At 69.0% G+C, this 25,956-nt stretch carries 24 protein-coding genes and 2 tRNA genes; 12 read left to right on the top strand and 14 right to left on the bottom strand.

Annotated elements, in window-relative coordinates; translation table 11 throughout:
* The first annotated feature begins 82 nt into the window (after positions 1 to 82).
* The 4 genes from nth (at position 83) to LCC91_RS04325 (ending at position 3,223) form a co-directional block, all read left to right on the top strand.
* Positions 83 to 727, top strand: a complete 645-nt coding sequence (gene nth / locus LCC91_RS04340; RefSeq protein WP_043701733.1) for an endonuclease III — start codon at positions 83 to 85, stop codon at positions 725 to 727.
* A complete protein-coding gene (aat, locus tag LCC91_RS04335) occupies positions 724 to 1,509 on the top strand; it encodes a leucyl/phenylalanyl-tRNA--protein transferase (RefSeq protein WP_052231629.1) in 786 nt (261 codons plus the stop codon). Before nth ends, aat begins: the two co-directional genes overlap by 4 nt.
* A complete protein-coding gene (locus LCC91_RS04330) occupies positions 1,506 to 2,243 on the top strand; it encodes an arginyltransferase (protein WP_043701730.1) in 738 nt (245 codons plus the stop codon). The genes aat and LCC91_RS04330 overlap by 4 nt, the downstream gene beginning before the upstream one ends.
* Positions 2,244 to 2,422: 179 nt before the next feature.
* Positions 2,423 to 3,223, top strand: a complete 801-nt coding sequence (locus tag LCC91_RS04325; RefSeq protein WP_043701727.1) for an IclR family transcriptional regulator — start codon at positions 2,423 to 2,425, stop codon at positions 3,221 to 3,223.
* Here the strand turns inward: LCC91_RS04325 and LCC91_RS04320 are convergent.
* The 6 genes from LCC91_RS04320 to LCC91_RS04295 form a co-directional block, all read right to left on the bottom strand.
* Positions 3,202 to 4,368 carry a serine hydrolase gene (locus LCC91_RS04320; protein WP_224441019.1) on the bottom strand — a complete coding sequence of 389 codons (1,167 nt, stop codon included), beginning with the start codon at positions 4,366 to 4,368 and terminating at the stop codon, positions 3,202 to 3,204. The two genes, LCC91_RS04325 and LCC91_RS04320, sit on opposite strands and share 22 nt — an antisense overlap.
* A 162-nt stretch (positions 4,369 to 4,530) precedes the next feature.
* The gene (locus LCC91_RS04315) at positions 4,531 to 6,072 is read right to left on the bottom strand and encodes a 2-isopropylmalate synthase (protein WP_043701724.1); all 1,542 of its coding nucleotides are present in this window, start codon (positions 6,070 to 6,072) and stop codon (positions 4,531 to 4,533) included.
* A gap of 274 nt (positions 6,073 to 6,346) precedes the next feature.
* Positions 6,347 to 7,150, bottom strand: coding sequence for a CDP-diacylglycerol--serine O-phosphatidyltransferase (gene pssA, locus LCC91_RS04310; RefSeq protein ID WP_043701721.1), 804 nt, complete (start codon positions 7,148 to 7,150; stop codon positions 6,347 to 6,349).
* Positions 7,151 to 7,310: 160 nt separating this feature from the next.
* Positions 7,311 to 8,327 (bottom strand): ketol-acid reductoisomerase, encoded by a 1,017-nt coding sequence (gene ilvC, locus LCC91_RS04305; RefSeq protein ID WP_043701718.1) that lies wholly within the window; start codon positions 8,325 to 8,327, stop codon positions 7,311 to 7,313.
* A 44-nt stretch (positions 8,328 to 8,371) separates the two neighbouring features.
* Positions 8,372 to 8,863, bottom strand: coding sequence for an acetolactate synthase small subunit (ilvN, locus tag LCC91_RS04300; RefSeq protein WP_043701716.1), 492 nt, complete (start codon positions 8,861 to 8,863; stop codon positions 8,372 to 8,374).
* A gap of 114 nt (positions 8,864 to 8,977) precedes the next feature.
* The gene (locus LCC91_RS04295) at positions 8,978 to 10,756 is read right to left on the bottom strand and encodes an acetolactate synthase 3 catalytic subunit (RefSeq protein WP_043701714.1); all 1,779 of its coding nucleotides are present in this window, start codon (positions 10,754 to 10,756) and stop codon (positions 8,978 to 8,980) included.
* A gap of 334 nt (positions 10,757 to 11,090) precedes the next feature.
* On the opposite strand from LCC91_RS04295, the gene LCC91_RS04290 reads away from it, so the two are divergent.
* The gene (locus tag LCC91_RS04290) at positions 11,091 to 11,651 is read left to right on the top strand and encodes an RDD family protein (RefSeq protein WP_082007619.1); all 561 of its coding nucleotides are present in this window, start codon (positions 11,091 to 11,093) and stop codon (positions 11,649 to 11,651) included.
* Positions 11,648 to 12,241, top strand: coding sequence for an LOG family protein (locus LCC91_RS04285; protein WP_043701711.1), 594 nt, complete (start codon positions 11,648 to 11,650; stop codon positions 12,239 to 12,241). Before LCC91_RS04290 ends, LCC91_RS04285 begins: the two co-directional genes overlap by 4 nt.
* Positions 12,242 to 12,259: 18 nt before the next feature.
* On the opposite strand, the gene LCC91_RS04280 is transcribed toward LCC91_RS04285, so the two are convergent.
* Both LCC91_RS04280 and LCC91_RS04275 read right to left on the bottom strand, forming a co-directional pair.
* Entirely contained in the window at positions 12,260 to 12,598 is a 339-nt protein-coding gene (locus LCC91_RS04280) for a P-II family nitrogen regulator (protein ID WP_043701709.1), read from the bottom strand.
* A gap of 146 nt (positions 12,599 to 12,744) precedes the next feature.
* Positions 12,745 to 14,436, bottom strand: coding sequence for an NAD+ synthase (locus LCC91_RS04275; protein ID WP_043701707.1), 1,692 nt, complete (start codon positions 14,434 to 14,436; stop codon positions 12,745 to 12,747).
* On the opposite strand from LCC91_RS04275, the gene LCC91_RS04270 reads away from it, so the two are divergent.
* On the top strand, positions 14,435 to 15,664 hold the full coding sequence (locus tag LCC91_RS04270; protein ID WP_043701784.1) for a GNAT family N-acetyltransferase: 1,230 nt from the start codon (positions 14,435 to 14,437) through the stop codon (positions 15,662 to 15,664). The two genes, LCC91_RS04275 and LCC91_RS04270, sit on opposite strands and share 2 nt — an antisense overlap.
* Here LCC91_RS04270 and ppa read toward each other — a convergent pair.
* Positions 15,640 to 16,179, bottom strand: coding sequence for an inorganic diphosphatase (ppa, locus tag LCC91_RS04265; RefSeq protein ID WP_043701704.1), 540 nt, complete (start codon positions 16,177 to 16,179; stop codon positions 15,640 to 15,642). The genes LCC91_RS04270 and ppa overlap by 25 nt on opposite strands.
* A 92-nt stretch (positions 16,180 to 16,271) precedes the next feature.
* Positions 16,272 to 16,799: a TlpA family protein disulfide reductase gene (locus LCC91_RS04260; protein WP_052231627.1), complete on the bottom strand. Its 528-nt coding sequence runs from the start codon at positions 16,797 to 16,799 to the stop codon at positions 16,272 to 16,274.
* A 144-nt stretch (positions 16,800 to 16,943) separates the two neighbouring features.
* Between LCC91_RS04260 and moaA the strand changes: the two genes are divergently transcribed.
* Genes moaA through moeA form a run of 3 tightly spaced genes read left to right on the top strand, consistent with a single transcriptional unit; the run spans position 16,944 to position 20,095 of the window.
* Entirely contained in the window at positions 16,944 to 18,080 is a 1,137-nt protein-coding gene (gene moaA, locus LCC91_RS04255) for a GTP 3',8-cyclase MoaA (RefSeq protein WP_043701701.1), read from the top strand.
* 14 nt (positions 18,081 to 18,094) lie between these two features.
* Positions 18,095 to 18,769, top strand: coding sequence for a molybdenum cofactor guanylyltransferase MobA (gene mobA, locus LCC91_RS04250; protein ID WP_052231637.1), 675 nt, complete (start codon positions 18,095 to 18,097; stop codon positions 18,767 to 18,769).
* 30 nt (positions 18,770 to 18,799) lie between these two features.
* Positions 18,800 to 20,095: a molybdopterin molybdotransferase MoeA gene (moeA, locus tag LCC91_RS04245; protein ID WP_043701697.1), complete on the top strand. Its 1,296-nt coding sequence runs from the start codon at positions 18,800 to 18,802 to the stop codon at positions 20,093 to 20,095.
* A gap of 130 nt (positions 20,096 to 20,225) precedes the next feature.
* Here the strand turns inward: moeA and LCC91_RS04240 are convergent, their stop codons facing one another.
* Positions 20,226 to 20,774, bottom strand: coding sequence for a YggT family protein (locus tag LCC91_RS04240; protein ID WP_043701695.1), 549 nt, complete (start codon positions 20,772 to 20,774; stop codon positions 20,226 to 20,228).
* A gap of 36 nt (positions 20,775 to 20,810) precedes the next feature.
* Entirely contained in the window at positions 20,811 to 23,036 is a 2,226-nt protein-coding gene (gene rnr, locus LCC91_RS04235) for a ribonuclease R (protein WP_082007618.1), read from the bottom strand.
* Positions 23,037 to 23,096: 60 nt separating this feature from the next.
* Here rnr and LCC91_RS04230 point away from each other — a divergent pair.
* Positions 23,097 to 23,181: transfer RNA gene (locus LCC91_RS04230), tRNA-Leu, on the top strand.
* A gap of 211 nt (positions 23,182 to 23,392) precedes the next feature.
* A tRNA-Leu gene (locus LCC91_RS04225) sits at positions 23,393 to 23,477 on the top strand.
* Between the two features lie 228 nt (positions 23,478 to 23,705).
* On the opposite strand, the gene rimO is transcribed toward LCC91_RS04225, so the two are convergent.
* Both rimO and phaR read right to left on the bottom strand, forming a co-directional pair.
* A complete protein-coding gene (gene rimO / locus LCC91_RS04220) occupies positions 23,706 to 25,115 on the bottom strand; it encodes a 30S ribosomal protein S12 methylthiotransferase RimO (protein WP_043701693.1) in 1,410 nt (469 codons plus the stop codon).
* A gap of 215 nt (positions 25,116 to 25,330) precedes the next feature.
* Entirely contained in the window at positions 25,331 to 25,876 is a 546-nt protein-coding gene (phaR, locus tag LCC91_RS04215; protein ID WP_390612130.1) for a polyhydroxyalkanoate synthesis repressor PhaR, read from the bottom strand.
* Positions 25,877 to 25,956 lie beyond the last annotated feature (80 nt).

Below are 25,956 nucleotides of genomic sequence, written 5' to 3'. Positions count from 1 at the left end.
GCGCTGCGCCCGCGGCAAAATTCGTCATTCGCGATTCCCCATTGCGGGCGAACGCCCCTGACGGCGCCCGCCCTGACGATCCATGACACCCCGCGACATCGAAGCGTTTTTTGCGACCCTGCAGGCCGAACGCCCCCATCCGCAGACCGAGTTGGAGTATACGAGCGTGTTCGAGCTGCTCGTGGCGGTGCTGCTCAGTGCCCAGGCCACCGACGTCGGCGTCAACAAGGCCACGCGGCGGTTGTTTCCGGTGGCCAACACCCCCCAGGCGATCCTCGATCTGGGTCCGGAGGGGCTGGAGTCGTATATCCGCACGATCGGCCTGTACCGTAGCAAGGCGCGCCACCTGATGCAAACGTGTCGGCTGCTGCTGGAGCGCCACGGCGGCGAGGTGCCGCGCGACCGCGCGGCGCTGGAGGCGCTGCCGGGCGTCGGCCGCAAGACGGCCAACGTGGTGCTCAACGTGGCATTTGGCGAGCCCACGATCGCCGTGGACACGCACATCTTCCGCGTGGCCAACCGTACGGGCCTCGCGCCCGGCAAAACGCCGCTGCAGGTGGAGCAGAAGCTGCTGCAGCGCGTACCCGAACGGTACCGCGAGGACGCCCACCACTGGCTGATCCTGCACGGGCGCTACGTCTGCCGCGCCCGGGCGCCGCAGTGCGCGCAGTGCCGCGTGGCCGCGTGGTGCGATCACGCCCGGCGCGAGGCCAAGGGGCGCCGATGACGCGCGCGCTGCCGTGGCTGGAGCCGGGCGACCCCTTCCCGCCGGCGGAAGCGGCGTGGGGCCCGCGTGACCCCATCCCCGGCTTGCTGGCCGCCGGAGGTGCCCTGGACGTCCCGACGCTGGTACGGGCGTATCGCGCGGGGATCTTCCCATGGTTCGGGCGGGACCAGCCGATCCTGTGGTGGAGCCCGGAACCGCGCATGGTGCTGCGCCCGGAGCGCTTTCACCTGAGCCATTCGCTGCGCAAGGCGCTGCGCAGCGCGCTGCGGGCGCGGCGGCTCGACATCCGCATCGACACCGCGTTCGATACCGTCATCGAGGCGTGCGCGCACACGCCCCGCCCCGGACAGGATGGCACGTGGATCGTGCCGGAGATGATCGCGGCGTACCGGGCGCTGCACGCCGCGGGGCACGCGCACAGCGTCGAGACCTGGTGGGAGGGGCGGCTGGTCGGTGGGCTGTACCTCGTCAACCTCGGCCGCGCGGTCTTTGGGGAGTCGATGTTCAGCCACCGGCCGGACGCCTCCAAGATGGCGCTGGCGGCGCTGGTGGCGGCGTGCCGCGCGTGGAGCGTGCCGCTCATCGACTGTCAGCAGAACACGCGCCACCTGGCCTCGCTGGGCGCGGCGGAGGAACCGCGTGCCGCGTTTCTGCGCGACGTGCGCAGGGCCGTCGACGCGCCGCCCCCCGTCTGGCACTGGAATTGCCTATACTGGAATCGGCTCTGGCCCGAGTCGCCACTGGACCTGCCGGACACCCCGCCGCCACCGAGAACCCCGTGACCCGCCTGCAGGAATTGCCCTTGACCGCCGTGCAGTTCTATGCCACGGCGCCCTATCCCTGCAGCTACCTGCCGGACCGGCTGGCGCGCTCACAGGTGGCCACACCCAGCCACCTGATCCAGGGCGAAACCTACTCGCGCCTGGTGGCCAGCGGCTTTCGGCGCAGCGGCCTGTTCACCTACCGGCCGCATTGCGACGGCTGCCACGCCTGCGTCCCGCTGCGCGTGCGGGCGCTGGAGTTCACCCCGAGCCGCAGCCAGCGCCGCGCGTGGCGCGCGCACGCGGACCTGCGCGTGCGGGTGATGCGGCTCGGGTACTCGCCGCAGCACTATGCGCTGTACCTGCGCTACCAGCGCAGCCGCCACCCGGGCGGCGGCATGGACCACGACAACGTCGAGCAGTACACGCAGTTCCTGCTGCAAAGCCACGTCAACTCGCGCCTGGTCGAGTTTTGGGCGCCCGATGCGACGGGCGGACCGGACCGGCTGGTGATGGTGTCGCTGGTCGACCTGCTGGACGACGGGATGTCGGCCGTGTACACCTTCTACGACCCCGATTGGCCCGGGTCGCTCGGCACCTACGGCATCCTGTGGCAGATCGACCAGGCGCGGCGGCTGCACTTGCCGTACGTGTACCTGGGCTACTGGATCGCCGACAGCCCCAAAATGGCGTACAAGGTGCGCTTCCGGCCGCACGAGCTGTACCAAAACGGACACTGGCGGCTCGCGCTCTGACGGGCCCGCTGGCCGTCACCCCCCGGTGACTGCCCCCTGCGGCCACAGGACCGCTGGACCGCTGGACCACCGAACCCGACTGTCTCGCAGCCCCACCGCCATCCCGGCACGCGCGGTATCGCGTACCGTAGCGGGTATCGGCGACCTGTCTTCATTTCATCAGATAAAATCCGATGCCAATGAGGTCGACCCGTCCGCGCCCCCCCGAGCCTCCCACCGCCACGCAGCCCAGCGTGCAGGTGATCGAGCGCATGTTTGCCCTGCTCGACGCGCTGGCGCGGCACGAGGATCCGGTGTCGCTCAAAACGCTGGGCGAGGAAACTGGCCTGCACCCCTCGACCGCCCACCGCATCCTCAATGACCTCGCGATCGGCCGCTTCGTCGACCGGCCGGAGCCTGGCATGTACCGCCTGGGCCTGCGGCTGCTGGAGCTGGGCAACCTGGTCAAGGCGCGGCTGGACGTGCGCGAGGTGGCCGTCGGCCCGATGCGCGAGCTGCACCGGCAGATCCAGCAGCCGGTCAACCTCAGCGTGCGCCAAGGCGACGAGATCGTTTACGTCGAGCGCGCGTACAGCGAGCGCTCGGGCATGCAGGTGGTGCGCGCCATCGGCGGGCGGGCACCGCTGCACCTGACGTCCGTCGGCAAGCTGTTCCTCGCGCAGGAGGATCCGCAGCGCCTGCGCGCCTATGCGACGCGCACGGGGCTGGCCGGCAACACGCCCAACAGCATCACCAACCTGACCACGCTGGAACGCGAGCTGGCGCAGTGCCGACGGCTCGGCGTGGCGCGCGACAACGAGGAGCTGGAGCCCGGCGTGCGCTGCATGGCCGCCGGCATCTACGACGATCAGGGGCGGCTCGTCGCGGGGCTGTCGATTTCCGCGCCCGCGGACCGGCTGGACGAAGGGTGGCTGCCGAAACTGCAGGCCACCGCCGCGCGCATCAGCGCGGCCCTGGGCTATACGCCGGCCCGCGCCTGAGGCAGCGAGCGCTCCAGCCAGCGCAGCAGGTGCTCCGCATCGGCCCACCGCGCCGACGAATTGGCCGCGTTCATCAGCACGAGGATCAGGTTGCGGCCCGCCAGCCGCACCTGCATCACGACGCAGCGGCCCGCCTCGCGGATGTAGCCGGTCTTCTGCAACAGGATATCCCAGTCGCTTTCGCGTACCAGCTTGTTGCTGTTGCGGTAGTGCACGACCCGCCGGCCCGTGGCCAGCTCGTATTCCGGCGACACACTCAATTCGCGCAGCATCGGGCGCTGCGCCGCGGCCGCGGCGAGGCGCGCGAGGTCGCGCGGGGTGGAGCGGTTGTCGCTCGAGAGCCCCGTCGGCTCCACGAAGCGCGTCGCGCGCATGCCCAGCTCCATCGCCTTGCGGTTCATCGCCTCGACGAAGGCCGGCAGCCCGCCCGGGTAGGTGCGCCCCAGCGCATGCGCGGCGCGGTTCTCGCTGGACATCAGCGCCAGGTGCAGCGCCTCGGCGCGCGTCAGGCGCGTGCCCACCGCCAGACGTGAGCCGCTGCCCTTGAGCCGGTCGACGTCGTCTTCGGTGATCGTCAGCACCTCGTCCATCGGCAGACCGGCGTCCGCGATGACGAGACCGGTCATCAGCTTGGTCAGCGACGCGATGGGCAACACCGCGTCGTCGTTCTTGCCGATCAGGACCGTGTTCGTGTCACCGTCGAGCACGAGCACCGCGTTGGAGCGCAGCCGCGCCGGATCCAGTGCGCCCCCGTCATCGAGGGCATCGAATGCGGTACTCTCGGCCGGTGCGCTGGCGCGCGCGCCGTCGAGCATGGTGGGCACGCGGGGTTGCGGCGCCCACGCAACCGACGCGACGCGCGTCCGCTCGGCGGCCACGACCGGCGCCTTCACCGCCCCCGCTTTGGCTTTGAGGGCGCGCCGCTGTTTGGCGCTGACTTTGACGGAGCGCCGCTGCTGGGCGCTGACGCGTTTCTTGGCCTGGGGCCGCTTGTTCGCTTGCGCCGGCTTGGCGTTCTTGGCGCGCTCGGCGGCGCGGATGGTGGGCGCGGCGTGCGCCTCGCCCACCGACGGCGGCAGGGCCAGCCCCCACCCCAGCAGCGCCACGGCCACGGCCCGTGCGCCCCACTGCATCGCCTTGATCATGGTGTCTATCCGCATGCAGCTTGAACCGAAAGCTGCAGTATACGGCGCTCACCGCGAAAATGGCGCACCGCGTCAGCCGCTTAGCCGCTTTTTTTGAAGATGGTTGCGAACACTGTCGCCCACGCGCCACCGGCTCGGCGTGTGCGCGGCGGACGCGGCCCGTCAGCCCTGCGCCGCGACGCGGTCCACCTGGCTGTGCAGCTTGGTCAACGCCGAGAGGTACGCCTTGGCCGACGCGACGACGATGTCGGGATCCGCCCCCACGCCGTTGACCACGCGGCCGCCGTGCTGCAGGCGGATCGTCACCTCGCCTTGCGACTCGGTCGAGCCGCTGGTGATGGCGTTGACCGAGTACAGCAGCAGCTCCGCGCCGCTCTTGACGTGCGACTCGATCGCCTTGATCGACGCGTCCACCGGGCCGTTGCCGTCGGCTTCGCCCACGTATTCCTTGCCGTCGATCGTGAAGACGACGCGTGCGTGCGGCCGCTCGCCCGTCTCCGAGTGCTGCGACAGCGACACCAGGCCGTAGCGCTCGCGCTCCGGGGTGACGCTCTCGTCGCTGACCAGCGCGATGATGTCCTCGTCGAAGATCTCCGCCTTGCGGTCGGCGAGCTCCTTGAACTTCGCAAACGCCGTGTTGAGCTCGGTTTCGGACTCCATCACGATGCCCAGCTCCTGCAGCCGCTGCTTGAACGCGTTGCGGCCCGAGAGCTTGCCGAGCACGATCTTGTTCGTGCTCCAGCCCACGTCCTCGGCGCGCATGATCTCGTAGGTGTCGCGCGCCTTGAGCACACCGTCCTGGTGGATACCGCTGGCGTGCGCGAACGCATTGGCCCCGACGACCGCCTTGTTCGGCTGCACGACGAAGCCTGTGGTTTGGCTGACCAGGCGGCTCGCCGGCACGATCTGCGTCGTGTCGATGCCCACCTCCAGCCCGAAGTAGTCGCGCCGCGTCTTGACGGCCATCACGACCTCTTCCAGCGCGCAGTTGCCGGCGCGCTCGCCCAGCCCGTTGATCGTGCACTCGACCTGACGCGCGCCGCCGATCTTGACGCCCGCGAGCGAGTTGGCCACCGCCATGCCGAGGTCATTGTGGCAGTGCACGCTCCAGATGGCTTTGTCGGAGTTGGGGATGCGCTCGCGCAGCGTCTTGATGAAATGGCCGTACAGCTCCGGCACGGCGTAGCCGACCGTGTCCGGGATGTTGATCGTGGTGGCCCCCTCGTCGATCACCGCCTCCAGCACGCGGCAGAGGAAGTCGATCTCGCTGCGGTAGCCGTCCTCGGGGCTGAATTCGACGTCCGGGCACAGGTTGCGCGCAAACCGCACCGCCAGCCGCGCCTGCTCGTACACCTGATCCGGCGTCATGCGCAGCTTCTTTTCCATGTGCAGCGGCGACGTCGCGATGAAGGTGTGGATGCGCGCGCGGTTGGCGCCGCGCAGCGCCTCCGCCGCGCGCGCGATGTCGCGGTCGTTGGCCCGCGCCAGCGAACAGACCGTGGAGTCCTTGATCGCGTCGGCGATCGCCTTCACCGCCTCGAAGTCGCCGTTGGAGCTGGCCGCGAAGCCCGCCTCGATCACGTCCACGCGCAGCCGCTCGAGCTGGCGCGCGATGCGCAGCTTCTCTTCCTTGGTCATCGAGGCGCCGGGCGACTGCTCGCCGTCGCGCAACGTGGTGTCGAAAATGATGAGCTTGTCGGTCATGGCGAACTCCTGCGGTGTTGGCAACCGGCCCTCCCACGCGCTGCACCACCGGCAAAACAAACGGCCCGCAGCGGGGGGCATGCGGGCCGTGGAATCGAGCAACGCGCGCTACACCACCTGCCCGCCGTGCGGTAGGAGAAGTAGGCGCAGCGCGTCGCGTCTCATGCGCTGCAATGTAACACAAACCCGCCACGGGGCGCGATAGCCGGCCGTGATCGCCGCCATAGCGGCGCGCGCCCGGGCGCTTTCGGACGCTGGCGTCCCGTGCGCGCCGTCACTCGTGCAAGCCGCGCTCGTCCGGCTCGTCGGTGGAGGTGCTCACGACACTGACGGGGCGCCCCTTGGCCTTGCGCACCGCGTACACCACGTAACCCGACACGCCATAAAACACGAACAACAGAAACAGCACCACCGGCGGGTGGATGTTGATGACCGCGATGCCCAGCGCGATCAGCACCAGCGTGGCAAACGGCACGCTCTTTTTGAGGCTCAGGTCCTTGAAACTGTAAAACGGCACGTTGGTGACCATCGTCAAGCCGGCGTACAGCGTCAGCACGAACAGCACCCACTGCAGCCCGTCGCCGTCCAGCCCGGCGTCGGTGGCCAGCCAGATGAAGCCCGCCACCAGCGCCGCGGCCGCGGGCGACGGCAACCCCTGAAAGTAGCGCTTGTCCACCACATGCGTGTTGACGTTGAAGCGCGCGAGCCGCAGCGCCGCGCAGGCGCAATAGACGAACGCCGCGATCCACCCCCAGCGCCCCAAATCCCGCAGCGCCCACTCGTACGCCACCAGCGCCGGGGCCGCGCCGAACGACACCATGTCCGACAGCGAGTCCATCTGCTCGCCAAAGGCGCTTTGTGTGTGCGTCAGCCGCGCGATGCGCCCGTCGAGGCTGTCGAGCACCATCGCGACGAAAATCCCCGTCGTCGCCAGGTCGTAACGCCCGTTCATCGCCATCACGATGGCGTAGAAGCCGCCAAAGAGCGCCGCCAGCGTCACCAGGTTGGGCAGGACGTAGATGCCCTTGGGGCGGCGGGGCGGCTCCGGCGCCGCGTACGTCTCGGTTCCGTCGTGCATGACTCGTTCGAATGCTGCGTGGTTCGCGCCCCGCGCAGGGGCGCCCGGGGCGCAAGTGTACGCCGTGCGCGAAAACACAACGCCCGCCGGCGCGGGGTTCCACCACCAGCGGGCGCTGCCGCCCCACCTGCCGGTGGAGCGGCCGATCGGGCACGTCCGATCAGTTGCGGGTCTGGTCCACCAGCTTGTTCTTCGCGATCCAAGGCATCATCGCGCGCAGCTTGGCACCGACCTGCTCGATCGGGTGCTCGGCCAGGTTGCGACGGCGCGCCGTCATGCTCGGGTAGCCGGTGCGGCCTTCCAGGATGAACATCTTCGCGTACTCGCCGTTCTGGATGCGCTGCAGCGCCTTGCGCATGGCCTTGCGCGACTCCTCGTTGATCACCTCGGGGCCGGTCACGTACTCGCCGAACTCCGCGTTGTTGGAGATCGAGTAGTTCATGTTGGCGATGCCGCCCTCGTACATCAGGTCGACGATCAGCTTGAGCTCGTGCAGGCATTCGAAATAAGCCATCTCGGGCGCATAGCCAGCCTCGACCAGCGTCTCGAAGCCCATCTTGACCAGCTCCACCGCACCGCCGCACAGCACGGCCTGCTCACCGAACAGGTCGGTCTCGGTCTCTTCCTTGAAGGTGGTCTCGATGATGCCGGCTTTGCCCCCGCCGTTGGCCATCGCGTAGCTCAGCGCCAGATCGCGCGCCTTGCCGCTCTTGTCCTGGTGCACGGCCACGAGGTGCGGCACGCCGCCGCCCTGCAGATAGGTGGAGCGCACCGTGTGGCCGGGTGCCTTGGGCGCGACCATCCACACGTCGAGGTCCGCGCGCGGCACCACCTGGTTATAGTGCACGTTGAAGCCGTGCGCAAACGCCAGCGACGCGCCCTGGCGGATGTTGGGCTCGACCTGGGTCTTGTAGACGTCGGCGATCTGCTCGTCCGGCAGCAGGATCATCACCACGTCGGCCGCGCGCACCGCGTCGGCCACTTCCATCACCGTCAGGCCGGCCTTCTCGGCCTTGGTCCACGACGCGCCGCCACGGCGCAAACCGACGATGACCTTGACGCCGCTGTCGTTGAGGTTTTGCGCGTGCGCGTGCCCCTGGCTGCCGTAGCCGATGATGGCCACGGTCTTGCCCTTGATGAGGCTCAGGTCACAGTCCTTGTCGTAAAACACTTTCATGGGGATCGCTCCGGGTTCAGAGGGGAAAGGGGGTGAGGAAGGGATCAGACGCGCAGGATGCGTTCGCCGCGGCCGATGCCGCAGGCACCGGTGCGCACCGTCTCCAGGATCGCGCTGCGGTCGATCGCCTGCAAAAAGGCGTCGTTCTTGGCCTGGTCGCCGGTGAGCTCGATCGTGTAGCTCTTGTCGGTGACGTCGATGATGCGGCCACGGAAGATGTCGGCCATGCGCTTCATCTCCTCGCGCTCCTTGCCGACCGCGCGCACTTTGACGAGCATCAGCTCGCGCTCGGTGTAGGCCCCCTCGGTCAGGTCCACGACCTTGACGACCTCGATGAGCCGGTTGAGGTGTTTGGTGATCTGCTCGATGATGTCGTCCGACCCGGTGGTCTGGATCGTCATGCGCGACAGCGACGGGTCCTCGGTCGGGGCCACGGTCAGCGACTCGATGTTGTAGCCCCGCGCGGAAAACAGCCCGACCACGCGGGACAGCGCCCCCGCTTCGTTTTCGAGCAATACGGCGATGATGTGTCTCATGGGGTGGATTCCTCTTTTCGCTGCCCTCCCCCGCACCCGGTAAGGTGCGAGCTTGGCAGGCGATAGATTCCTCGGAAAAACACCGGGCGGTATATCGACCGCCCGGCGCGACGGTCACAGGTCTTCGCTGCCGAGCAGCATCTCCGTGATGCCCTTGCCCGCCTGGACCATCGGCCAGACGTTCTCGGTCGGGTCGGTGCGGAAGTCGATGAAGACCGTGCGGTCCTTCAACCGCCGCGCCTCGCGCAGCGCGGGCTCGACGTCCTGCGGCCGCTCGACCAGGATGCCCACGTGCCCATACGCCTCCGCGAGCTTGACGAAGTTGGGCAGCGCGTCCATGTACGAGTGGCTGTAGCGACCGGAGTACTCGATCTCCTGCCACTGCCGCACCATGCCGAGGTAGCGGTTGTTGAGCGAGAGGATTTTGATCGGCGTGTTGTACTGCAAGCAGGTGGAAAGCTCCTGGATGCACATCTGCACCGAGCCCTCGCCGGTGACGCAGTACACCTCGGCGTCGGGCTTGGCGAGCTTGATGCCCATCGCGTAGGGGATCCCCACGCCCATCGTGCCCAGGCCGCCGGAGTTGATCCAGCGCCGCGGCTGGTCGAACTTGTAGAACTGCGCCGCCCACATCTGGTGCTGGCCGACGTCGGAGGTGATATAGGCCTCGACGTCGCGCGTCATCTTCCACAGCGTCTCGATGACCATCTGGGGCTTGATCACCTCGGTGTTGTCGCGGTCGTATTTCAGGCAGTCGCGCGCGCGCCAGCCCTCGATCGTTTGCCACCAGGCGGCCAGCGCCTTTTCGTCGGGGCGGGCCGGCGTCTCGCGCAGCATCGCGATCAGCTCGGTGAGCACGTCCTTGACGTCACCGACGATCGGCACGTCGACCTTGACGCGCTTGGAGATGCTCGACGGGTCGATGTCGATGTGGATGATCTTGCGTTCGTTCTGCGCAAAGTGCCGCGGGTTGCCGATGACGCGGTCGTCGAAGCGCGCCCCCACCGCGAGCAGCACGTCGCAGTTCTGCATCGCGTTGTTGGCCTCGTACGTGCCGTGCATGCCGAGCATGCCGAGGAAGCGCCGGTCCGTCGCTGGAAACGCCCCCAGCCCCATCAGTGTGTTGGTGACGGGGAAGTTGAGCAGGTCGACGAGCTGGCGCAGCTCGCCCACCGCATTGCCCAGGATCACGCCGCCGCCGGTGTAGATGTACGGGCGCTTGGCGTTGAGCAGCAGTTGCAGCGCCTTGCGAATCTGTCCGCCGTGCCCCTTGCGCACCGGGTTGTACGAGCGCATCGTGACGCTCTCCGGGTACCCGGTGAACGCGGTCTTCTTGAACGACACGTCCTTCGGGATGTCGACCACCACCGGTCCCGGGCGACCGGTGCGGGCGATGTGGAACGCCTTCTTGATCGTCAGCGCCAGGTCGCGCACATCTTTGACGAGGAAGTTGTGCTTGACGATCGGGCGCGTGATGCCGACCGTATCGCACTCCTGGAACGCGTCCTGTCCGATGGCGGCGGTGGGCACCTGGCCGGTGATGATCACCATCGGGATCGAGTCCATGTAAGCGGTGGCGATCCCGGTGATTGCGTTGGTGACGCCGGGGCCGCTGGTGACGAGCGCGACGCCGACTTCGCCGGTGGCGCGGGCGTAGCCGTCTGCCGCGTGCACCGCCGCCTGCTCGTGCCGCACGAGCACGTGCTGGATCGTGTCCTGCTTGTACAGCGCGTCGTAAATGTAGAGCACCGCGCCGCCGGGGTAACCCCAGATGTACTTGACGCCTTCGGCCTGCAGGCAGCGCACGAGAATGTCGGCCCCCATCAATTCGACGGGCGGGGTCTGGCCTGCGGCAGCGGCCGCCGAGGCAACTTCGGCTTTGTGGATGTCCATGTCGGTCAACCTTTCAGTATTTCTCTGACGAAAAACCTCCGGTGCCCCTCGGTCGCGTCCTTGTGGGACGGCTTTGGGACTTGAGGCCAAGGCCATGGCGGTCGATCCGCGACCTTGACCCGTTTCGGGCTGGCAAGGGTGAATACCAAGCCGCATTATGGCACTGCAACATGGGAATCGGAACCGGCGACGGGAAATTTTGCGCACGGGCGCCCGTGCGACAATGCGCTTCTTACCCGGCACAGTCGCCACGTGACGGCCGCGCCGCGGATGTCAGCCCCCGATGGAGTCACCCACGCACACGATCCGTACCACGCCTGGATCGCTCGACCGCATGCCCTCGACACCGGACGCTCGCCCTTCTGCTTTCGATCCGACGGCCCCGTCACTGCCGCGGCGCATGGCCTGCTGGCTCTACGAAGGGGTGCTGCTCTTTGGCGTGGTGTTCATCGCCGGCTACCTGTTTTCCGCGCTGACGCAGACGCGGCACGCGCTGGACAACCGCCACGCCCAGCAGGCGTTCCTGTTCGTTGTGTTGGGCATCTACTTCACGTGGTTCTGGCACAAGGGCCAGACGCTCGCGATGAAGACGTGGCACATCCGCGTGGTCGATCGGTTTGGGCGGCCACTGACGCAGGCGCGGGCGTTGTGGCGCTATGTGCTTGCGTGGCTGTGGTTTCTGCCGCCACTGGCGGCGCGTGAGTGGTTCGCGCTGCCGGCGGTGGAGGTGGCGGTGCTGCTGGGCGGCTGGATCGCCGTGTGGGCGCTGCTTGCGCGCTTTCACCCGCAGCGGCAGTTCTGGCACGATGCGCTGGCGGGCACGCGCCTCATCGACAGCCGCGCAACGGCCGCTCGCGCGGCCACGGGCCCACGCGGCGTTGAAGGATCGCGATGAGCACGCCAGCGCCCGCCTTTTCGCTGTGCGTCTACTGCGGCTCCCGCCCCGGGGCCGACGCGCGCTTCGCCGCCGTGGCGGAATCGGTCGGGCACTGGATCGGGCGGCACGGGGGCCAGCTCGTGTACGGCGGCGGCAACGCGGGGCTGATGGGGCGCGTCGCCGACGCGACGCTGGCGGCAGGCGGGCGCGTGGTCGGCATCATCCCGCAGGCGCTGGTGGCGCGGGAATTCGCCAAGCGCGACTGCACCGAGCTGCACATCGTGCCGGACATGCACCAGCGCAAGCGCCTGATGGCCGAGCGTGCGGACGCCTTCCTTGCGCTGCCGGGCGGCCTGGGCACACTGGAGGAGTTGTTCGAGGTGTGGACGTGGCGCCAGCTGGGCTACCACGACAAGCCGATCGGGCTGCTCAACACCGCCGGCTACTACGACGGGCTGCTCGCCTTCCTCGCGCACACGACGAACGCCGGGTTCGTCAGCGACTGGCAGCGCACGCTGGTCACGGTCGGAGACGATCCGGCGACGCTGCTGCCGCGGCTGGTGGAAGCGGCCGGCTGGGCGCCGCCGGCCGATCTGCGCGGGATCTGAACGCGACGCGCACGCGGCTCAGACCGCGGCGTCGTCCTCTTCGCCGGTGCGGATGCGGATGACCTTTTCCACCGGCGTGACGAAAATCTTGCCGTCACCGATCTTGCCCGTGCGCGCCGCGCGCACGATCGCATCGACACAGCGGTCGACGTCGCCGTCGCGCACCACCACGTCGATGCGCACCTTGGGCAAGAAATCGACCACGTATTCGGCGCCGCGGTAGAGCTCGGTGTGGCCCTTTTGGCGGCCGAACCCTTTGACCTCGGTCACCGTCAACCCCGTCACGCCCTGCTCGGCCAGTGCCTCACGCACTTCCTCCAGCTTGAACGGTTTGATGATGGCGGTGATCTGCTTCATGCGCAACGACTCCGGAAAGCAAAAGGGGACACGACACCGGGCCCCGGCACGGGGCGATCGGGCGAATCTACCACACGACCGCCCGCGTGCGCTGCGGGGGCATCACGCCATAACGCCATCACACCGCCCCGACGCACCGCCACCGGTCACCCCCGCCAGCGGTTGGTGTTGGGGTAACGCCAGTCCTTGCCAAAGCTGCGGTGCGTGACGCGGATGCCCACCGGCGCCTGGCGGCGCTTGTACTCGTTCACGCGAATCAGCCGCACCACCTGCTCCACGGCCGCCGCCGGATACCCTTCGGCGATGATCTCGGCGGGGCTGCGGTCGTTTTCCATGTAACGCTCGATGATGGCGTCGAGCACGTCGTAGGGCGGCAGCGTGTCCTGGTCCTTCTGGTCCGGCCGCAGCTCGGCGCTGGGCGGCCGGGTGATGATGCGCTCCGGGATCGGGTTGGCCCCGCGGCCGTACGGATCGTGGGCGTTGCGCCAGCGCGCCAGTCGCCAGACCCACGTCTTGGTCACGTCCTTGATGACCGCGAAACCACCGGCCATGTCGCCGTAGAGCGTGCAGTAGCCGGTGGCCATCTCGCTCTTGTTGCCCGTGGTCAGCACGATGTCGCCGAACTTGTTGGACAGCGCCATCAGCAGCGTGCCGCGAATGCGGGCCTGCAGGTTTTCTTCCGTCGTGTCGGGGCCGCGCCCTGCGAACAGCGGCTGTAGCGTGTCGAGGAACCGCTCGAAGATCGGCCCGATCGGGATTTCGTCGTAGCGCACGCCCAGGCGCGCCGCCATGTCGCGCGCATCCATCCACGAGATGTCGGCCGTGTAGGGCGAGGGCATCATCACCGCGCGCACGCGCTGCGGCCCGAGGGCATCGACCGCCACGGCCAGCACGAGCGCCGAGTCGACCCCCCCCGACAGGCCGATGATCGCGCCGGGAAAGCCGTTCTTCTCCACGTAGTCGCGCGTGCCGAGCACGAGCGCGTGCCACAAATCCGCTTCCGTTCCGCCCTGCGGAGCGAGCGGCCCGTGCACCCTCCCCGCCCCCGCGCCCGCTTCGACATCGACGACGAGCAGATCCTCCACGAAGCCCGGTGCCCGCGCGGCGACTGCGCCGTCGCGGTCGAGCGCAAAGCTGCGCCCTTCGAAGACGATCTCGTCCTGCCCGCCGACCAGGTGCGCGTACACCAGCGGCAGCCCGGTCTCGCGCACGCGCTCGCGCATCGCGCGCTCGCGCTCGTCGCCCTTGCCGATGTGAAACGGCGACGCGTTGATGACGCACAGCACCTCGGCGCCGGCCTGCGCCGTTTCCCGCGCCGGCTGCGCGTACCACGCATCCTCGCAGATCAACAGCCCCACGCGGTGCGTGCGCCCGTCCGCGACGACGTCGAACACACAGGGGGTATCGCCGGGGACGAAGTAGCGCCGCTCGTCGAACACCTGGTAATTGGGCAGTTCGCGTTTGGCGTACCGGTGCGTGATCCGCCCACCGCACAGCACGCTGGCCGCGTTGCGGCATGGCGTGCGCCCGACACTGCGCCCGTGCCCGGCGTCCGCCCCCACAGGCGCGGGCAGCGGCTGACCCACCACGATGTGTAGGTCATCCAGATCGGCCGTCTGCGCGGCGATCGATTGCACGGCATCATCGCAGGCGGCGACGAACGCCGGCCGCAGGAACAAATCCTCCGCCGCGTAGCCGCAAATCGCGAGCTCGGGCGTGAGCAGCACGTGCACCCCCTGCGCATGAGCGGCGCGCGCGGCCTCGACGATGCGTCGGGCGTTGCCGGCCAGGTCGCCCACCACGAAATTGCACTGCGCCACCCCGATCCTGATCGCCATGGATGCCCCGACGTCTCCTGAAAGCGCGGATTATCTCACCCGGGTCGTACACGACCCGCGGGAGGTGCCGGCCACGGCGTGGGACGCCCTGCTGCAGGCCCAGCCGGGCGGCGGCGCCTGCGGGCCGTTCCTGCGCCACGCGTATTTGGCGGCGCTGCATGCCAGCGGCTGCGCCACGGCCACCACCGGCTGGGCGCCCCATTGGGTGACGCTGTGGAACCGCGCGGACGGCGCCCTGGTGGCGGCGGCGCCGCTGTACGCAAAGACGCATTCGTACGGGGAGTACGTGTTCGACTGGGCGTGGGCGGAGGCGCACCACCGCCACGGGCTGCGCTACTACCCCAAGGGCGTGGTCGCCGTGCCCTTCACGCCGGTGGCGGGGCCGCGGCTGCTGGCGCGCAACAAGGGTTCGCGAACGGCGCTGCTGCGCGCGCTGCTCGACCACGCCCGCGAGCGGGGCTGGTCGTCGCTGCACATCCTGCTGGGAACGGACGCCGACATGCACTGCGCCGATGGCGAGGGGCTGCTGGCGCGCGAGACGGTGCAGTTCCACTGGCACAACCGCCACCCGCAACGCGGCACGGCGTTCACGGACTGGGAGGATTTTCTGTCCAGCCTCAGCCAGGACAAGCGCAAAAAAATCCGGCAGGAGCGGCGCAAAGTCGCCGCCGCGGGCGTGACGATCGAGGCACGGCGTGGCGCGGCGATCGGCGAGGCGGACTGGGCGTTTTTCACGCGCTGCTACACGCAGACCTACCGCGAGCACGGCAACCCGCCTTACCTCAACGAAGCCTTCTTTCGCACCGTGGGGCAGGCGCTGCCCGACCACTGGCTGATGTTCATCGCCCGCTACGGCGGCGGCGCGCCGATCGCCGCCAGCCTCGTCGCGCTCAGCGACGGCGGCGCATCACCGACCGTGGCATACGGCCGCTACTGGGGAGCGCTCAAGCGCGTGGACTGCCTGCACTTCGAGCTGTGCTATTACCAGCCGCTGGCGTGGTGCATCGCGCACGGTGTGCAGCGCTTCGAGGGGGGCGCACAGGGGGAGCACAAGATGGCGCGGGCGTTGCTGCCCACGGCGGTGCCCAGCCGTCACTGGCTGGCGCACCCGGCATTCGCCGACGCGATTGGCGACTACCTGGCGCGCGAACGCGCGGCGCTGCAAGACTACCGCGCCGCGCTGTCCGCGCACTCGCCCTATCGTCAGGCGCCCTGCGAGCGGCGGTAGTTCTCGACGCCGGCGAGGATTTCCTGCCGCGCCTCTTCGAGCGACCCCCAGCCCAGCACCTTGACCCACTTGCCAGGGTCGAGGTCCTTGTAGTGCTCGAAGAAGTGCTCGATCGTCTTCAGGACCCCGGGGCTCACGTCCTCGTACGACTTCCAGCGTGCATACAGCGGCAGGACCTTGTCGGTCGGCACGGCCAGCACCTTGCCGTCCACGCCAGCTTCGTCCTCCATCTTCAGGATGCCGAGCGCCCGGCACGGCACCACGACGCCCGGCGGCAGCGGCACCGGCGTGATGACCAGCACGTCCACCGGATCGCCGTCGCCGGCGATGGTCTTGGGCACGTACCCGTAGTTGGTCGGGTAGTGCATCGCGGTGTTCATGAAGCGGTCGACGAAGATCGCGCCCGAGGCCTTGTCGACCTCGTACTTGATCGGTTCACCGTTCATCGAGATTTCGATGATGACATTGAATACATCGGGAACCTTGGTGCCTGGAGTAACCAGATGCAGCGACATACCTCATTTCTCCTTTCAACATTCGGAACTGTCTTGGATTCTACGGTGAAACCACCACGTGCCCGGAGGCTCAGCGGAGTCGTGTAAAGTGATCACAGCCAATTCGCGATGGCGTCGACGTCCTCGGGAAACAGCTGACCGCGTTCGGCCATCACGATGCGGCCGTCGCGGTCACGCACGAGGGTGATCGGCAGCCCCTTGGGCTTGGGCATCGCGCGCTGGACCTCGGGCGTCACCCACGCGCAGGGGAAGGTGTAGCCGCGCTGCTGCAGGTATTGCTGCGCGGCCTGGAGAGTGCGGTCGATCGACAGCGTCAGCAGCATCCACCCGGGCCGCGCGGCGTGCGTGCGCCAGAAGCGCTCCACGTGCGGGCTGGTGACCGCGCAGAACGGGCAGGTGCTCGCCCACCAGTAGAGCACCAGCACCTTGCCCTCGGCGTGCGCAGGCTCGAAGCGCGTCCCGTCCAGTCGCGTCATCGCCGGCACCGGCCACGGCACCCCCAGCGCCGGCAGTGGCGGCGCCTTCGCTTCCGCCGCGGCGGCGTCCGCCGGCTGAGCCCCGGCCGCGCGCCATCCCACCAACCCCCAACCCACGCCGGCGATCCACTGTCTGCGCCGCATCGCATCCTCTCCTGCCCGAACGACGCCCGGTTTCCCTTTCCCGGACGCCGCCCGGTCTGCACCCGGACGGGCGATACCCGAAAAAACCCCAAAGGCGGCCCCTGCTTCGGCCGGGACCGGTCGTCCTCTGCTACTCTAGCGCACATGTCCGAACGCGTCATCCCTCTGGTCGATCAGCGCATCACGGCGCTGCGCGCCCCCCGGCCAGCGGTCCCGATCGCGCCCAGCGGGCGCGTGCTCGACCGGCTGCAGCGGCCGCTGCGCGATCTGCGCATCAGCGTGACGGACCGCTGCAACTTCCGCTGCAGCTACTGCATGCCCAAGGAGGTGTTCGGCAAGGACTACCCCTACCTGCCCCACGCGGCGCTGCTGACGTTCGAGGAAATCACGCGGCTGGCGCGCCTGTTCGTCGCACACGGGGTGCGCAAGATCCGCCTGACCGGCGGCGAGCCGCTGCTGCGCAAAAACCTCGAGCGGCTCATCGAGCAGCTCGCCGCGCTGCGCACGCCCGACGGCGCCGAGCTGGACCTGACGCTGACCACCAACGGCAGCCTGCTCAAGCGCAAAGCCCGCCTGCTGCGCGACGCCGGGCTGCGGCGCGTGACGGTGAGCCTCGACGGGCTGGACGACGCCGTGTTTCAGCGCATGAACGACGTCGGCTTTCCGGTGGGTGAGGTGCTCGACGGCATCGCCGAGGCGCAGGCGGTGGGCCTGGGCCCGATCAAGGTCAACATGGTCGTCAAGCGCGGCACCAACGACGACCAGATCCTCCCGATGGCGCGCCATTTCCGCGGCACGGGCATCGTGCTGCGCTTCATCGAGTACATGGACGTCGGGGCGACCAACGGCTGGTGCATGGACGAGGTGCTGCCCAGCGCCGAGGCGCTCGCGCGCGTGCAGCGCGAGTTCCCCCTCGTGCCGCTGGAGCCGAGCGCCCCCGGCGAGACGGCGGAGCGCTGGGGATACGCCGGGCCCGACGGGCGCCACGACCCGGCGCTGGGCGAGGTCGGCTTCATCAGCAGCGTCACGCAGGCGTTCTGCCGCGACTGCAACCGCGCGCGCCTGTCCACCGAGGGCAAGGTGTACCTGTGCCTGTTTGCCGATCGGGGGTACGACCTGCGGGAGCTGCTGCGCGGCGGCGCGAGTGACGACGAGATCGCCGCGTCGATCGCGGCCATCTGGCAGGGGCGCGCCGACCGCTATTCCGAGCTGCGTGCCAGCCTGCCGCCGGAAACCCGCCAGTCCGCGCGTCGCATCGAAATGAGCTACATCGGAGGGTGAGCACCGTGCACGCGATGGGAGACGACCCGAGCGCGATCGAGCAGCGGCCACTGCCGCAACCGGGCGGGGTGACGGGTGTGGTGCTCGCCGGTGGGCGCGGCAGCCGCATGGGCGGCGTCGACAAGGGGCTGCAACCGTTTCAGGGGGCGCCGCTCGCCCTGCACGCCCTGCTGCGGCTGCAGCGCCAGCGCGGCGGCTGGATCGGCGACTGCATGATCAACGCCAACCGCCACCTCGGTGCGTACGAGGGCTTTGGCGTGCCGGTGTGGCCGGACGAACTCCCGGACTACGCCGGCCCGCTGGCGGGGATGCTCACCGCGCTGACCCACTGCGAGACGCCCCACCTGCTGACGGTGCCGTGCGATTCGCCGCGATTGCCGCTGGACCTGGCGGATCGGCTGTGCCGCGCGGTGATCGAACACGGCGCCGACCTCGCGATGGCCGCCGCGCCGGAACCCGATGGACAGGTGCGGCCGCAGCCGGTGTTTTGCCTGCTGGGCACGCACCTGCTGGAGAGCCTCACGCGCTTTCTGCACGACGGTGGGCGCAAAATCGACGCCTGGACCGCGCGCCATCGGTGCGTCATCGTGCCGTTCGACCGCCCGGACGACGACCCGCTGGCGTTTGCCAACGTCAACACTCTGGAAGAACTGCGCGCGCTGCAGGATGCGCCCGCGGCGTCACGCTGACGCGCGCGCCTGCGCCGCCACCCGCCTGGCATGACCCATCCGACCCTCGACCAGATCGCCGCCGAGCTGCAAGGCTACGACCCCCAGTCCCTCTCCGCCGACGCCGTCACGGCCTTCCTCGCCCGTCTCGCGCGCCCCCTCCCCGACCATGAAACCGTGGCGGTGCCGGATGCGCTGGACCGCGTGCTGGCGACCGACGTCATCTCCCCGATCGACGTGCCGCCGCACGACAACGCCGCGATGGACGGCTACGCGCTGCGAGGTGCGGCGCTGGCCGCCACCGGCGAGACCGTGCTGCGCGTCGTGGGCACGTGCTACGCCGGTGATGCGCGCTGGACGCAACCCGTCCCCGACGACGCGTGCGTGCGCATCATGACCGGCGCCGTGATGCCCGAGGGGCTCGATACCGTCGCGCCGGTCGAGTTCGTGCGCGCGGCAGGGGATGCTACGGTCGCCATTCCCGCCGGCGTCGTGCGTCCCGGGGACAACCGCCGGCTGCGCGGGGAAGACCTGATGGCCGGCCGAGCGGCCCTGCACGCGGGCACGCGCCTGACGCCGGCGGCGCTCGGCCTGATCGCCAGCCTTGGCATCGCCCGGGTGAACGTGGTGCGGCGCCTGCGCGTCGCGTATTTCTCCACCGGCGACGAGGTGCTCTCGCTGGGAGAGCCGCTGCGCGAAGGTGCGATTTACGACAGCAACCGCTACACCATCACCGGCCTGCTGCGCCGGCTGGGGGTGGAGGTGGTCGACTTGGGCGTCGTGCGCGACGACCCGGCGGCGCTGGAAGCGGCGTTGCGCGACGCCGCCCAGCGGGCCGACGCCGTCATCACCAGCGGCGGCGTCAGCATGGGCGAGGCCGACCACACCAAGGCGATGATGCGCCGGCTTGGCGACGTGGTGTTCTGGCGCATCGCGATGCGCCCGGGCCGACCGATGGCGGTGGGCCGGCTGCGCGACGACGGCAGCGGCCGCGCCCCGATCCTGTTCGGCCTGCCGGGCAACCCGGTGGCGGTGATGGTGACTTTCCTCGTCTTCGTGCGGCCCGCGCTGCTGCGCATGATGGGCCTGCGCGAGACCGAACCGCTGCGGCTGCGCGCGCACAGCACGGAGGCGATCCGCAAAAAACCCGGCCGCACCGAATACCAGCGCGGCATCGTCACGCGCACCGCGGACGGCACGCTGCAGGTGCGCACCACCGGACAGCAGGGCTCGGGCGTGCTGCGCTCGATGGTCGAGGCCAACGCCCTCATCGTCCTCGGGCACGATCAGGGATCGGTGGCCCCGGGCGACGCCGTGGACGTGCTGCTGTTCGACAGCGTGATGTGAACGAACGCCGAAACGGAGGCCAGGCCCCCGCGCGCTGCGCAGAAAAGGCGTCACCGCGCGACAGGAAAAAGCGCGACGGGGCCAAAACTGCGCGCCCTTGGGCGCGGTGATGCAACGCTCCTCGGCCCGCTCATCCCAGCAGCATCAACCCCACCTGCAGCAGGATCAGCCACACGAGGATTGACAGGTCCACGCCGCCGATCGTGGGGATGAGGCGGCGCATCGGCGCCAGCAGCGGCTCCAGCAGCCGCCCGAGGCTGCCAATCAACGGCGAAAACGGCTGCACCCACGTCAGCACCGCCAGCAGCAGCATCAGCAGCATCAGCCCCTGCAGCGCGGTGCGCAGCAGCCATTGCAGCGCCAGTACCGGCACCGTCACGAGAAAACCCAGCGACGGCGCGTCCGGCAGCGCCCCGCCCCACAGCAGGTGCACACACCCCGCATAGGCCAGCGCCAGCAGCACGGCCGCAACGAAGCTGCCCCAATCCACGTTGGCCTGCGCCCACACGCGCGGCAGGGTGCGGCGCACGGGCTGCACGATCCAGTCGGTCACCGCGATCACGAATGGGCCGGGCTGCGACGCCATGCGCAGCCGCCGGGTGTTCATCCACCCGCGCAGCAGCGCGGCACCGACCAGGATGAAAAAAACGGTATCGAGCAGGAACTGCAGAATGCGCATGGCCGACGAGGGGGACGCGGTTCGTGGCCCCGCTGGTCAGTTGCGCCGGGGCCGCGCGCGCCGGGCCGAACGCCCGGCAGATGTCGATGGTACCCCACCCGACGCCGGACGGCCGCCCTTTTTGCCCGCCCCGGCGGGGCGGGTGCGCCGCCGGGGCGCGGATTCGCCGCGCTCGTCATCGCCCGCGGTCCGCTCCGTGCCGCGCTCCTGCGCCGGGTCGGTCACCAGGCGGAAGTCGATGCGGCGGCCGTCCAGATCGACGCGGCTGACCTGCACCGCCACCTTGGAGCCGAGGGTATAGCGCACGCCGGTGCGCTCGCCGCGCAGCTCCTGCCGGCGCTCGTCGTAGCGGAAATACTCGCCGCCCAGCTCGGTGATGTGCACCAGGCCCTCGACGTACAGGGCGTCGAGCGTGACGAACAGGCCGAAGCTCGTGACCGCGGTGACGGTGCCCGTGAACTCCTCGCCCAGGCGCTCGCGCATGTACTTGCACTTGAGCCACGCCTCGACGTCGCGGCTGGCCTCGTCGGCGCGGCGCTCGTTGGCGCTGCAGTGCAGGCCTGCCGCCTCCCACCCGAGAATCTCGTTCGACGGCCGACCGCGCGTGCGCTTCATTGCGTCGGACGCGCCGCGTTCCTCCAGCCGCTTGGCCAGCTTGGCCTGCGCCTCGCCCGGTGTCGGCAACACCGGCAGGTGGTAGCGCTCGCCTTTCAGGATCGCCTTGATGACGCGGTGCACGAGCAGGTCCGGGTAGCGGCGGATCGGGCTCGTGAAGTGGGTGTAGGCCTCGAACGCGAGGCCAAAGTGCCCCACGTTGTGCGGCGAATACATCGCCTGCTGCATCGAACGCAGCAGCATCTGGTGGATCTGCGGCGCGTCCGGGCGGTCCGCGGTCGCCTTGGAAATCGCCTGAAAGTCGCGCGGGGTGGGCTCGTCGCCGATCGTCACCCCGACGCCCAGCGCCTTGAGGTACTCGCGCAGGGTCTCGAGCTTGTCCGCCGACGGCCGTTCGTGCACGCGGTACAGCGCCGGATGGCGGTGGGTGGCGATGAACTCGGCGGCGCAGACGTTGGCCGCCAGCATCGCCTCCTCGATCAGCCGGTGGGCATCGTTGCGCGTGCGCGGCTCGATGCGCTCGATGCGCCCGGCCTCGTCGCAGACGATTTGCGTCTCCACCGTCTCGAGGTCCACTGCGCCGCGCGCCTCCCGCGCCGCCAGCAGCGCCTGGTACACGTCGTACAGGTTGAGCAGGTGCGGCACCAGCGCGGCGTGCCGCTGGGCCAGCGGGCCGCGCGTGTTCTGCAGGATCGCCGCCACCTCCGTGTACGTGAAGCGCTGGTGGCTGTGCATCACCGCCGGGTAGAACTGGTACGCCTGCACCTGCCCCTTGGCGTCGATCAGCATGTCGCACACCATGCACAGCCGGTCCACCCCCGGGTTGAGCGAACACAAGCCGTTGGAGAGCTTCTCCGGCAGCATCGGGATGACGCGGCGCGGGAAGTACACGCTGGTGGCGCGGTCGTACGCGTCGATGTCCAGCGCCGCGCCGTTGCGCACGTAGTGGCTGACGTCGGCGATCGCCACCAGCAGCCGCCACCCCCGCCCGGCCCCCACGCGGGCCGGCTCGCAGTACACCGCGTCGTCGAAGTCGCGCGCGTCCTCGCCATCGATCGTCACCAGTGGCACGTCGGTCAGGTCGACACGGCCGCGGCGGTCGACGGCGCGGACTTTCTCCGGCAGCGCGCGCGCCTCGGCCAGCGCGGCTTCCGAAAACTGGTGCGGCACGCCGTACTTGCGCACGGCGATTTCGATCTCCATGCCCGGGTCGTCGATATCGCCCAGCACCTCTTTCACGCGCCCGACGGGCTGTCCGTACAGCGCCGGTGGCTCGGTCAGTTCCACGACCACCACCTGCCCGGGCTGCGCGCTGCCGGTCGCACCCTTGGGGATCAGGACGTCCTGGCCGTAGCGCTTGTCTTCCGGTGCCACGAGCCACACCCCGCCCTCGTGCAGCAGGCGGCCGATGATCGGGGTGTCGGAGCGCGCTAGGATCTCGGTGACCCGCCCCTCCGGGCGGCCGCGGCGGTCATGGCGGATGATGCGCACGCGCACGCGGTCTTTGTGCAGCACCGCGCGCATCTCGTTGGGCGACAGGTAAATGTCGGGTTGACCGTCGTCGCGCACGACGAAGCCGTGCCCGTCGCGGTGGCCGATCACGGTGCCTTCGACCTCGGCCAGGGTAGCGGATATTTTTTCTTTCACAGGGGTCTGTTCTCGGCGGGCAATGGCCCGCGGGTGGATATAATTATGGCTTCCTGAAACGCCCAGGTGGCGGAATTGGTAGACGCACTAGTTTCAGGTACTAGCGCCGCGAGGCGTGGAGGTTCGAGTCCTCTCCTGGGCACCAGACACCGGCCACATGGGCGGTCACGTCTGGATTCGGGTGGCAGTGCCGCGCCGATGGCATCGGCCTGCGGGGTCGATCATACCCTGCTTTCGCCGGTTGCGTCCGTCGGGCTCGCTCGCCACGCTCGTAACGCCCATGGCGTGCGTGCAGTGGTGGAACCGGAATTCGGCCTTATCGGCGGAACTGCTATAATTCAAGAATATTCAGAAGCGCCCAGGTGGCGGAATTGGTAGACGCACTAGTTTCAGGTACTAGCGCCGCGAGGCGTGGAGGTTCGAGTCCTCTCCTGGGCACCAGCTTCTGAAGCATCCATCGTCTGAGCCGGCTTTTTCGTTTTTCGGTATAGGAGGTCTCCGCCCGCTGCAGCGGCGGGGCGCCAAGCGACCTATACCCTATCCCGCAAACACCATCCTTGTATCTTTACGCGGAGGCTGCGGACCGGCTCACGCGGCCCGAAGCCCCGTGCGCCCGATCCGCACTCCCGGTCAGGTCACGCCGCCACGTGCAGCAGCGGACCGCCACGCTCACACCGGCACGCCGATCAGATCGTGCCCTTCCGCGCCGACGATGCGCGCGCGGATGAACTCCCCGGTGCGGTAGGTCTTGCTGACCTTTTCCGGGGGCAGCAGGCGCACCGTGCCGTCGATTTCCGGCGCATCCGCGTAGGTGCGTCCCACCCCGCCCTTCTTGCCGAGGCCGACCGCCTGATCCACGAGCACTTGCATCGTCGCGCCAACGCGGCGCTGCAGGCGCTCCACCGCCACCTGCTCCGCCACCGCCATGAACCGCGCGCGCCGCTCCTCACGCACCGCGTCCGGCAGCGCGCCGGGCAGCGCGTTGGCCGCGGCCCCCGCCACCGGCGAGTACGCAAAGCAGCCGGCGCGGTCGATCTGCGCCTCGCGCACGAAGTCGAGCAGGTGCGCAAACTCCTCTTCCGTCTCGCCAGGAAAGCCGGCGATGAAGGTGCTGCGCACGACCAGTTCCGGGCAGATCTCGCGCCAGCGGCGGATGCGCTCGAGGTTTTTCTCGCCACTGGCCGGGCGTTTCATGCGGCGCAGCACGTCCGGGTGGCTGTGCTGGAACGGCACATCGAGGTACGGCAACACCCACCCCTCCGCCATCAGCGGCACCACCTCGTCCACGTGCGGGTAGGGATAGACGTAGTGCAGCCGCACCCACGCCCCATGCGCGCGCGCCAGTTGCCCCAGCTCGCGCACCAGCTCCAGCATGCGCGTGCGGATCGGCCGCCCGTCCCAGAAGCCGGTGCGGTACTGCACGTCCACGCCGTAGGCGCTGGTGTCCTGGCTGATGACGAGCAGCTCCTTGACGCCGCCCTCGAACAGGCGGCGCGCCTCGGTCAGCACTTCGCCGATCGGGCGGCTCACCAGATCGCCGCGCATCGACGGGATGATGCAAAACGTGCAGCGATGGTTGCAGCCCTCGCTGATCTTCAGGTACGCGTAGTGGCGCGGGGTGAGCTTGACGCCGACGCCTTCGATCGCGTTGCTCGGCGGCGGCACCAGGTCGACGAACGGATCGTGCGGCTTGGGCAGGTGCGCATGCACCGCGTCGAGCACCTCGTCCGCCGCGTGCGGGCCGGTCACCGCCAGCACCGCGGGGTGCAGCGACTTCACGAGGTTGTCCCCCTGCTCGTTGGCGCGCGCACCCAAACAGCCGGTCACGATCACCTTGCCGTTGGCGGCGAGCGCCTCGCCGATCGCGTCCAGGCTTTCCTTGACCGCGTCGTCGATGAAGCCGCAGGTGTTGACGATGACGAGGTCCGCGCCTTCGTAGCGCTTGCTGGTGCGGTAGCCCTCGGCGCTCAGGCGCGTCAGGATCAGCTCGGAGTCGGTCAGCGCCTTGGGGCAGCCCAGACTCACGAAGCCGATGGTCGGGGCCGCAGCAGGGGCGTGTTCGGTGACGGTTGTGGACATCCCGTTATTGTCTCAGGTCGACGGCCTGACAGGGGTGCCCTCCGGGCCGACGGTCCATCGGTGCGCGGCCTATCGATCCGGCACGAAGAAGCTCGGTGTTCTCGCTCCGCGCCCTTTCCATGCAAGGGGGAGTGGGCACGCCAGACGAAATCGTGCCGGCGCGATAACGCATGGTGCAGATCGGCACGCGGGCCCGGCGCGCCCGCGGCGACCGTTCAGCCGTTGGGGCGCTTGACACCCATCGCGGCCAGCATCTGCTCCTGCAGCTGCGCGAAGGCCCGCTGCGACTGCGCGAAAAAGTTGCCCATCATCAGCGGCGTCTGCGCCGCCATGAACTGCTGCCAGACCTCTGGCGTCAGCTCCTTGGCCTGCTCGGCGAGTTTTTGCTGCAGCTCCATGAAGATCTGCAGGTTGCGCTCCAGGTACGAACCCATGAAATCCTGCATCGCGTGACCATAGAATCGAATAATATTGGCCAGCATCTTCTCGGAGAACAGCGGCACGCCGGCCGTCTCCTCCTCCAGAATGATCTGCAGCAGGATCGAACGCGTCAGGTCCTCGCCGGTCTTGGCGTCGCGCACGACGAACGGTTCCGCGCGCATCACGAGGTTCTTGACGTCACCGAGCGTGATGTAAGACGACGACTGTGTGTCGTACAGGCGCCGGTTGGGATACTTTTTGATCACACGGGTGACGGGGCCGGCCGGTTCGGCGTTCGGCTGGGCGGCGGGAGCTTCGGCCTTGGCCTTCGTTGACTGCACGAATGGAACTCCTGAATCGATGAACGGACACGCTGCCGCGCCCGGGCGCGACACCCCGCGGGGCATTGTAGGGCCGCTGC

This window comes from Tepidimonas taiwanensis (assembly GCF_020162115.1).
Taxonomy (GTDB): domain Bacteria; phylum Pseudomonadota; class Gammaproteobacteria; order Burkholderiales; family Burkholderiaceae_C; genus Tepidimonas; species Tepidimonas taiwanensis.
Note: the sequence above shows the minus strand (reverse complement) of the source record. Positions and strands in the feature narration are given on the sequence as shown.

Coding starts and splice junctions, on each gene's coding strand:
- ilvC (WP_043701718.1), bottom strand. CDS start 8,327: ATGAAAGTGTTTTACGACAAGGACTGTGACCTGAGCCTCATCAAGGGC.
- LCC91_RS04315 (WP_043701724.1), bottom strand. CDS start 6,072: ATGACCGACAAGCTCATCATTTTCGACACCACGTTGCGCGACGGCGAG.
- LCC91_RS04325 (WP_043701727.1), top strand. CDS start 2,423: ATGAGGTCGACCCGTCCGCGCCCCCCCGAGCCTCCCACCGCCACGCAG.
- LCC91_RS04240 (WP_043701695.1), bottom strand. CDS start 20,774: ATGCGCATTCTGCAGTTCCTGCTCGATACCGTTTTTTTCATCCTGGTC.
- nth (WP_043701733.1), top strand. CDS start 83: ATGACACCCCGCGACATCGAAGCGTTTTTTGCGACCCTGCAGGCCGAA.
- LCC91_RS04280 (WP_043701709.1), bottom strand. CDS start 12,598: ATGAAGCAGATCACCGCCATCATCAAACCGTTCAAGCTGGAGGAAGTG.
- rimO (WP_043701693.1), bottom strand. CDS start 25,115: ATGTCCACAACCGTCACCGAACACGCCCCTGCTGCGGCCCCGACCATC.
- LCC91_RS04320 (WP_224441019.1), bottom strand. CDS start 4,368: ATGATCAAGGCGATGCAGTGGGGCGCACGGGCCGTGGCCGTGGCGCTG.
- moeA (WP_043701697.1), top strand. CDS start 18,800: ATGACCCATCCGACCCTCGACCAGATCGCCGCCGAGCTGCAAGGCTAC.
- LCC91_RS04260 (WP_052231627.1), bottom strand. CDS start 16,799: ATGCGGCGCAGACAGTGGATCGCCGGCGTGGGTTGGGGGTTGGTGGGA.
- LCC91_RS04285 (WP_043701711.1), top strand. CDS start 11,648: ATGAGCACGCCAGCGCCCGCCTTTTCGCTGTGCGTCTACTGCGGCTCC.
- mobA (WP_052231637.1), top strand. CDS start 18,095: ATGGGAGACGACCCGAGCGCGATCGAGCAGCGGCCACTGCCGCAACCG.
- LCC91_RS04295 (WP_043701714.1), bottom strand. CDS start 10,756: ATGGACATCCACAAAGCCGAAGTTGCCTCGGCGGCCGCTGCCGCAGGC.
- LCC91_RS04275 (WP_043701707.1), bottom strand. CDS start 14,436: ATGGCGATCAGGATCGGGGTGGCGCAGTGCAATTTCGTGGTGGGCGAC.
- ilvN (WP_043701716.1), bottom strand. CDS start 8,863: ATGAGACACATCATCGCCGTATTGCTCGAAAACGAAGCGGGGGCGCTG.
- moaA (WP_043701701.1), top strand. CDS start 16,944: ATGTCCGAACGCGTCATCCCTCTGGTCGATCAGCGCATCACGGCGCTG.
- LCC91_RS04290 (WP_082007619.1), top strand. CDS start 11,091: ATGCCCTCGACACCGGACGCTCGCCCTTCTGCTTTCGATCCGACGGCC.
- pssA (WP_043701721.1), bottom strand. CDS start 7,150: ATGCACGACGGAACCGAGACGTACGCGGCGCCGGAGCCGCCCCGCCGC.
- aat (WP_052231629.1), top strand. CDS start 724: ATGACGCGCGCGCTGCCGTGGCTGGAGCCGGGCGACCCCTTCCCGCCG.
- LCC91_RS04270 (WP_043701784.1), top strand. CDS start 14,435: ATGGATGCCCCGACGTCTCCTGAAAGCGCGGATTATCTCACCCGGGTC.
- ppa (WP_043701704.1), bottom strand. CDS start 16,179: ATGTCGCTGCATCTGGTTACTCCAGGCACCAAGGTTCCCGATGTATTC.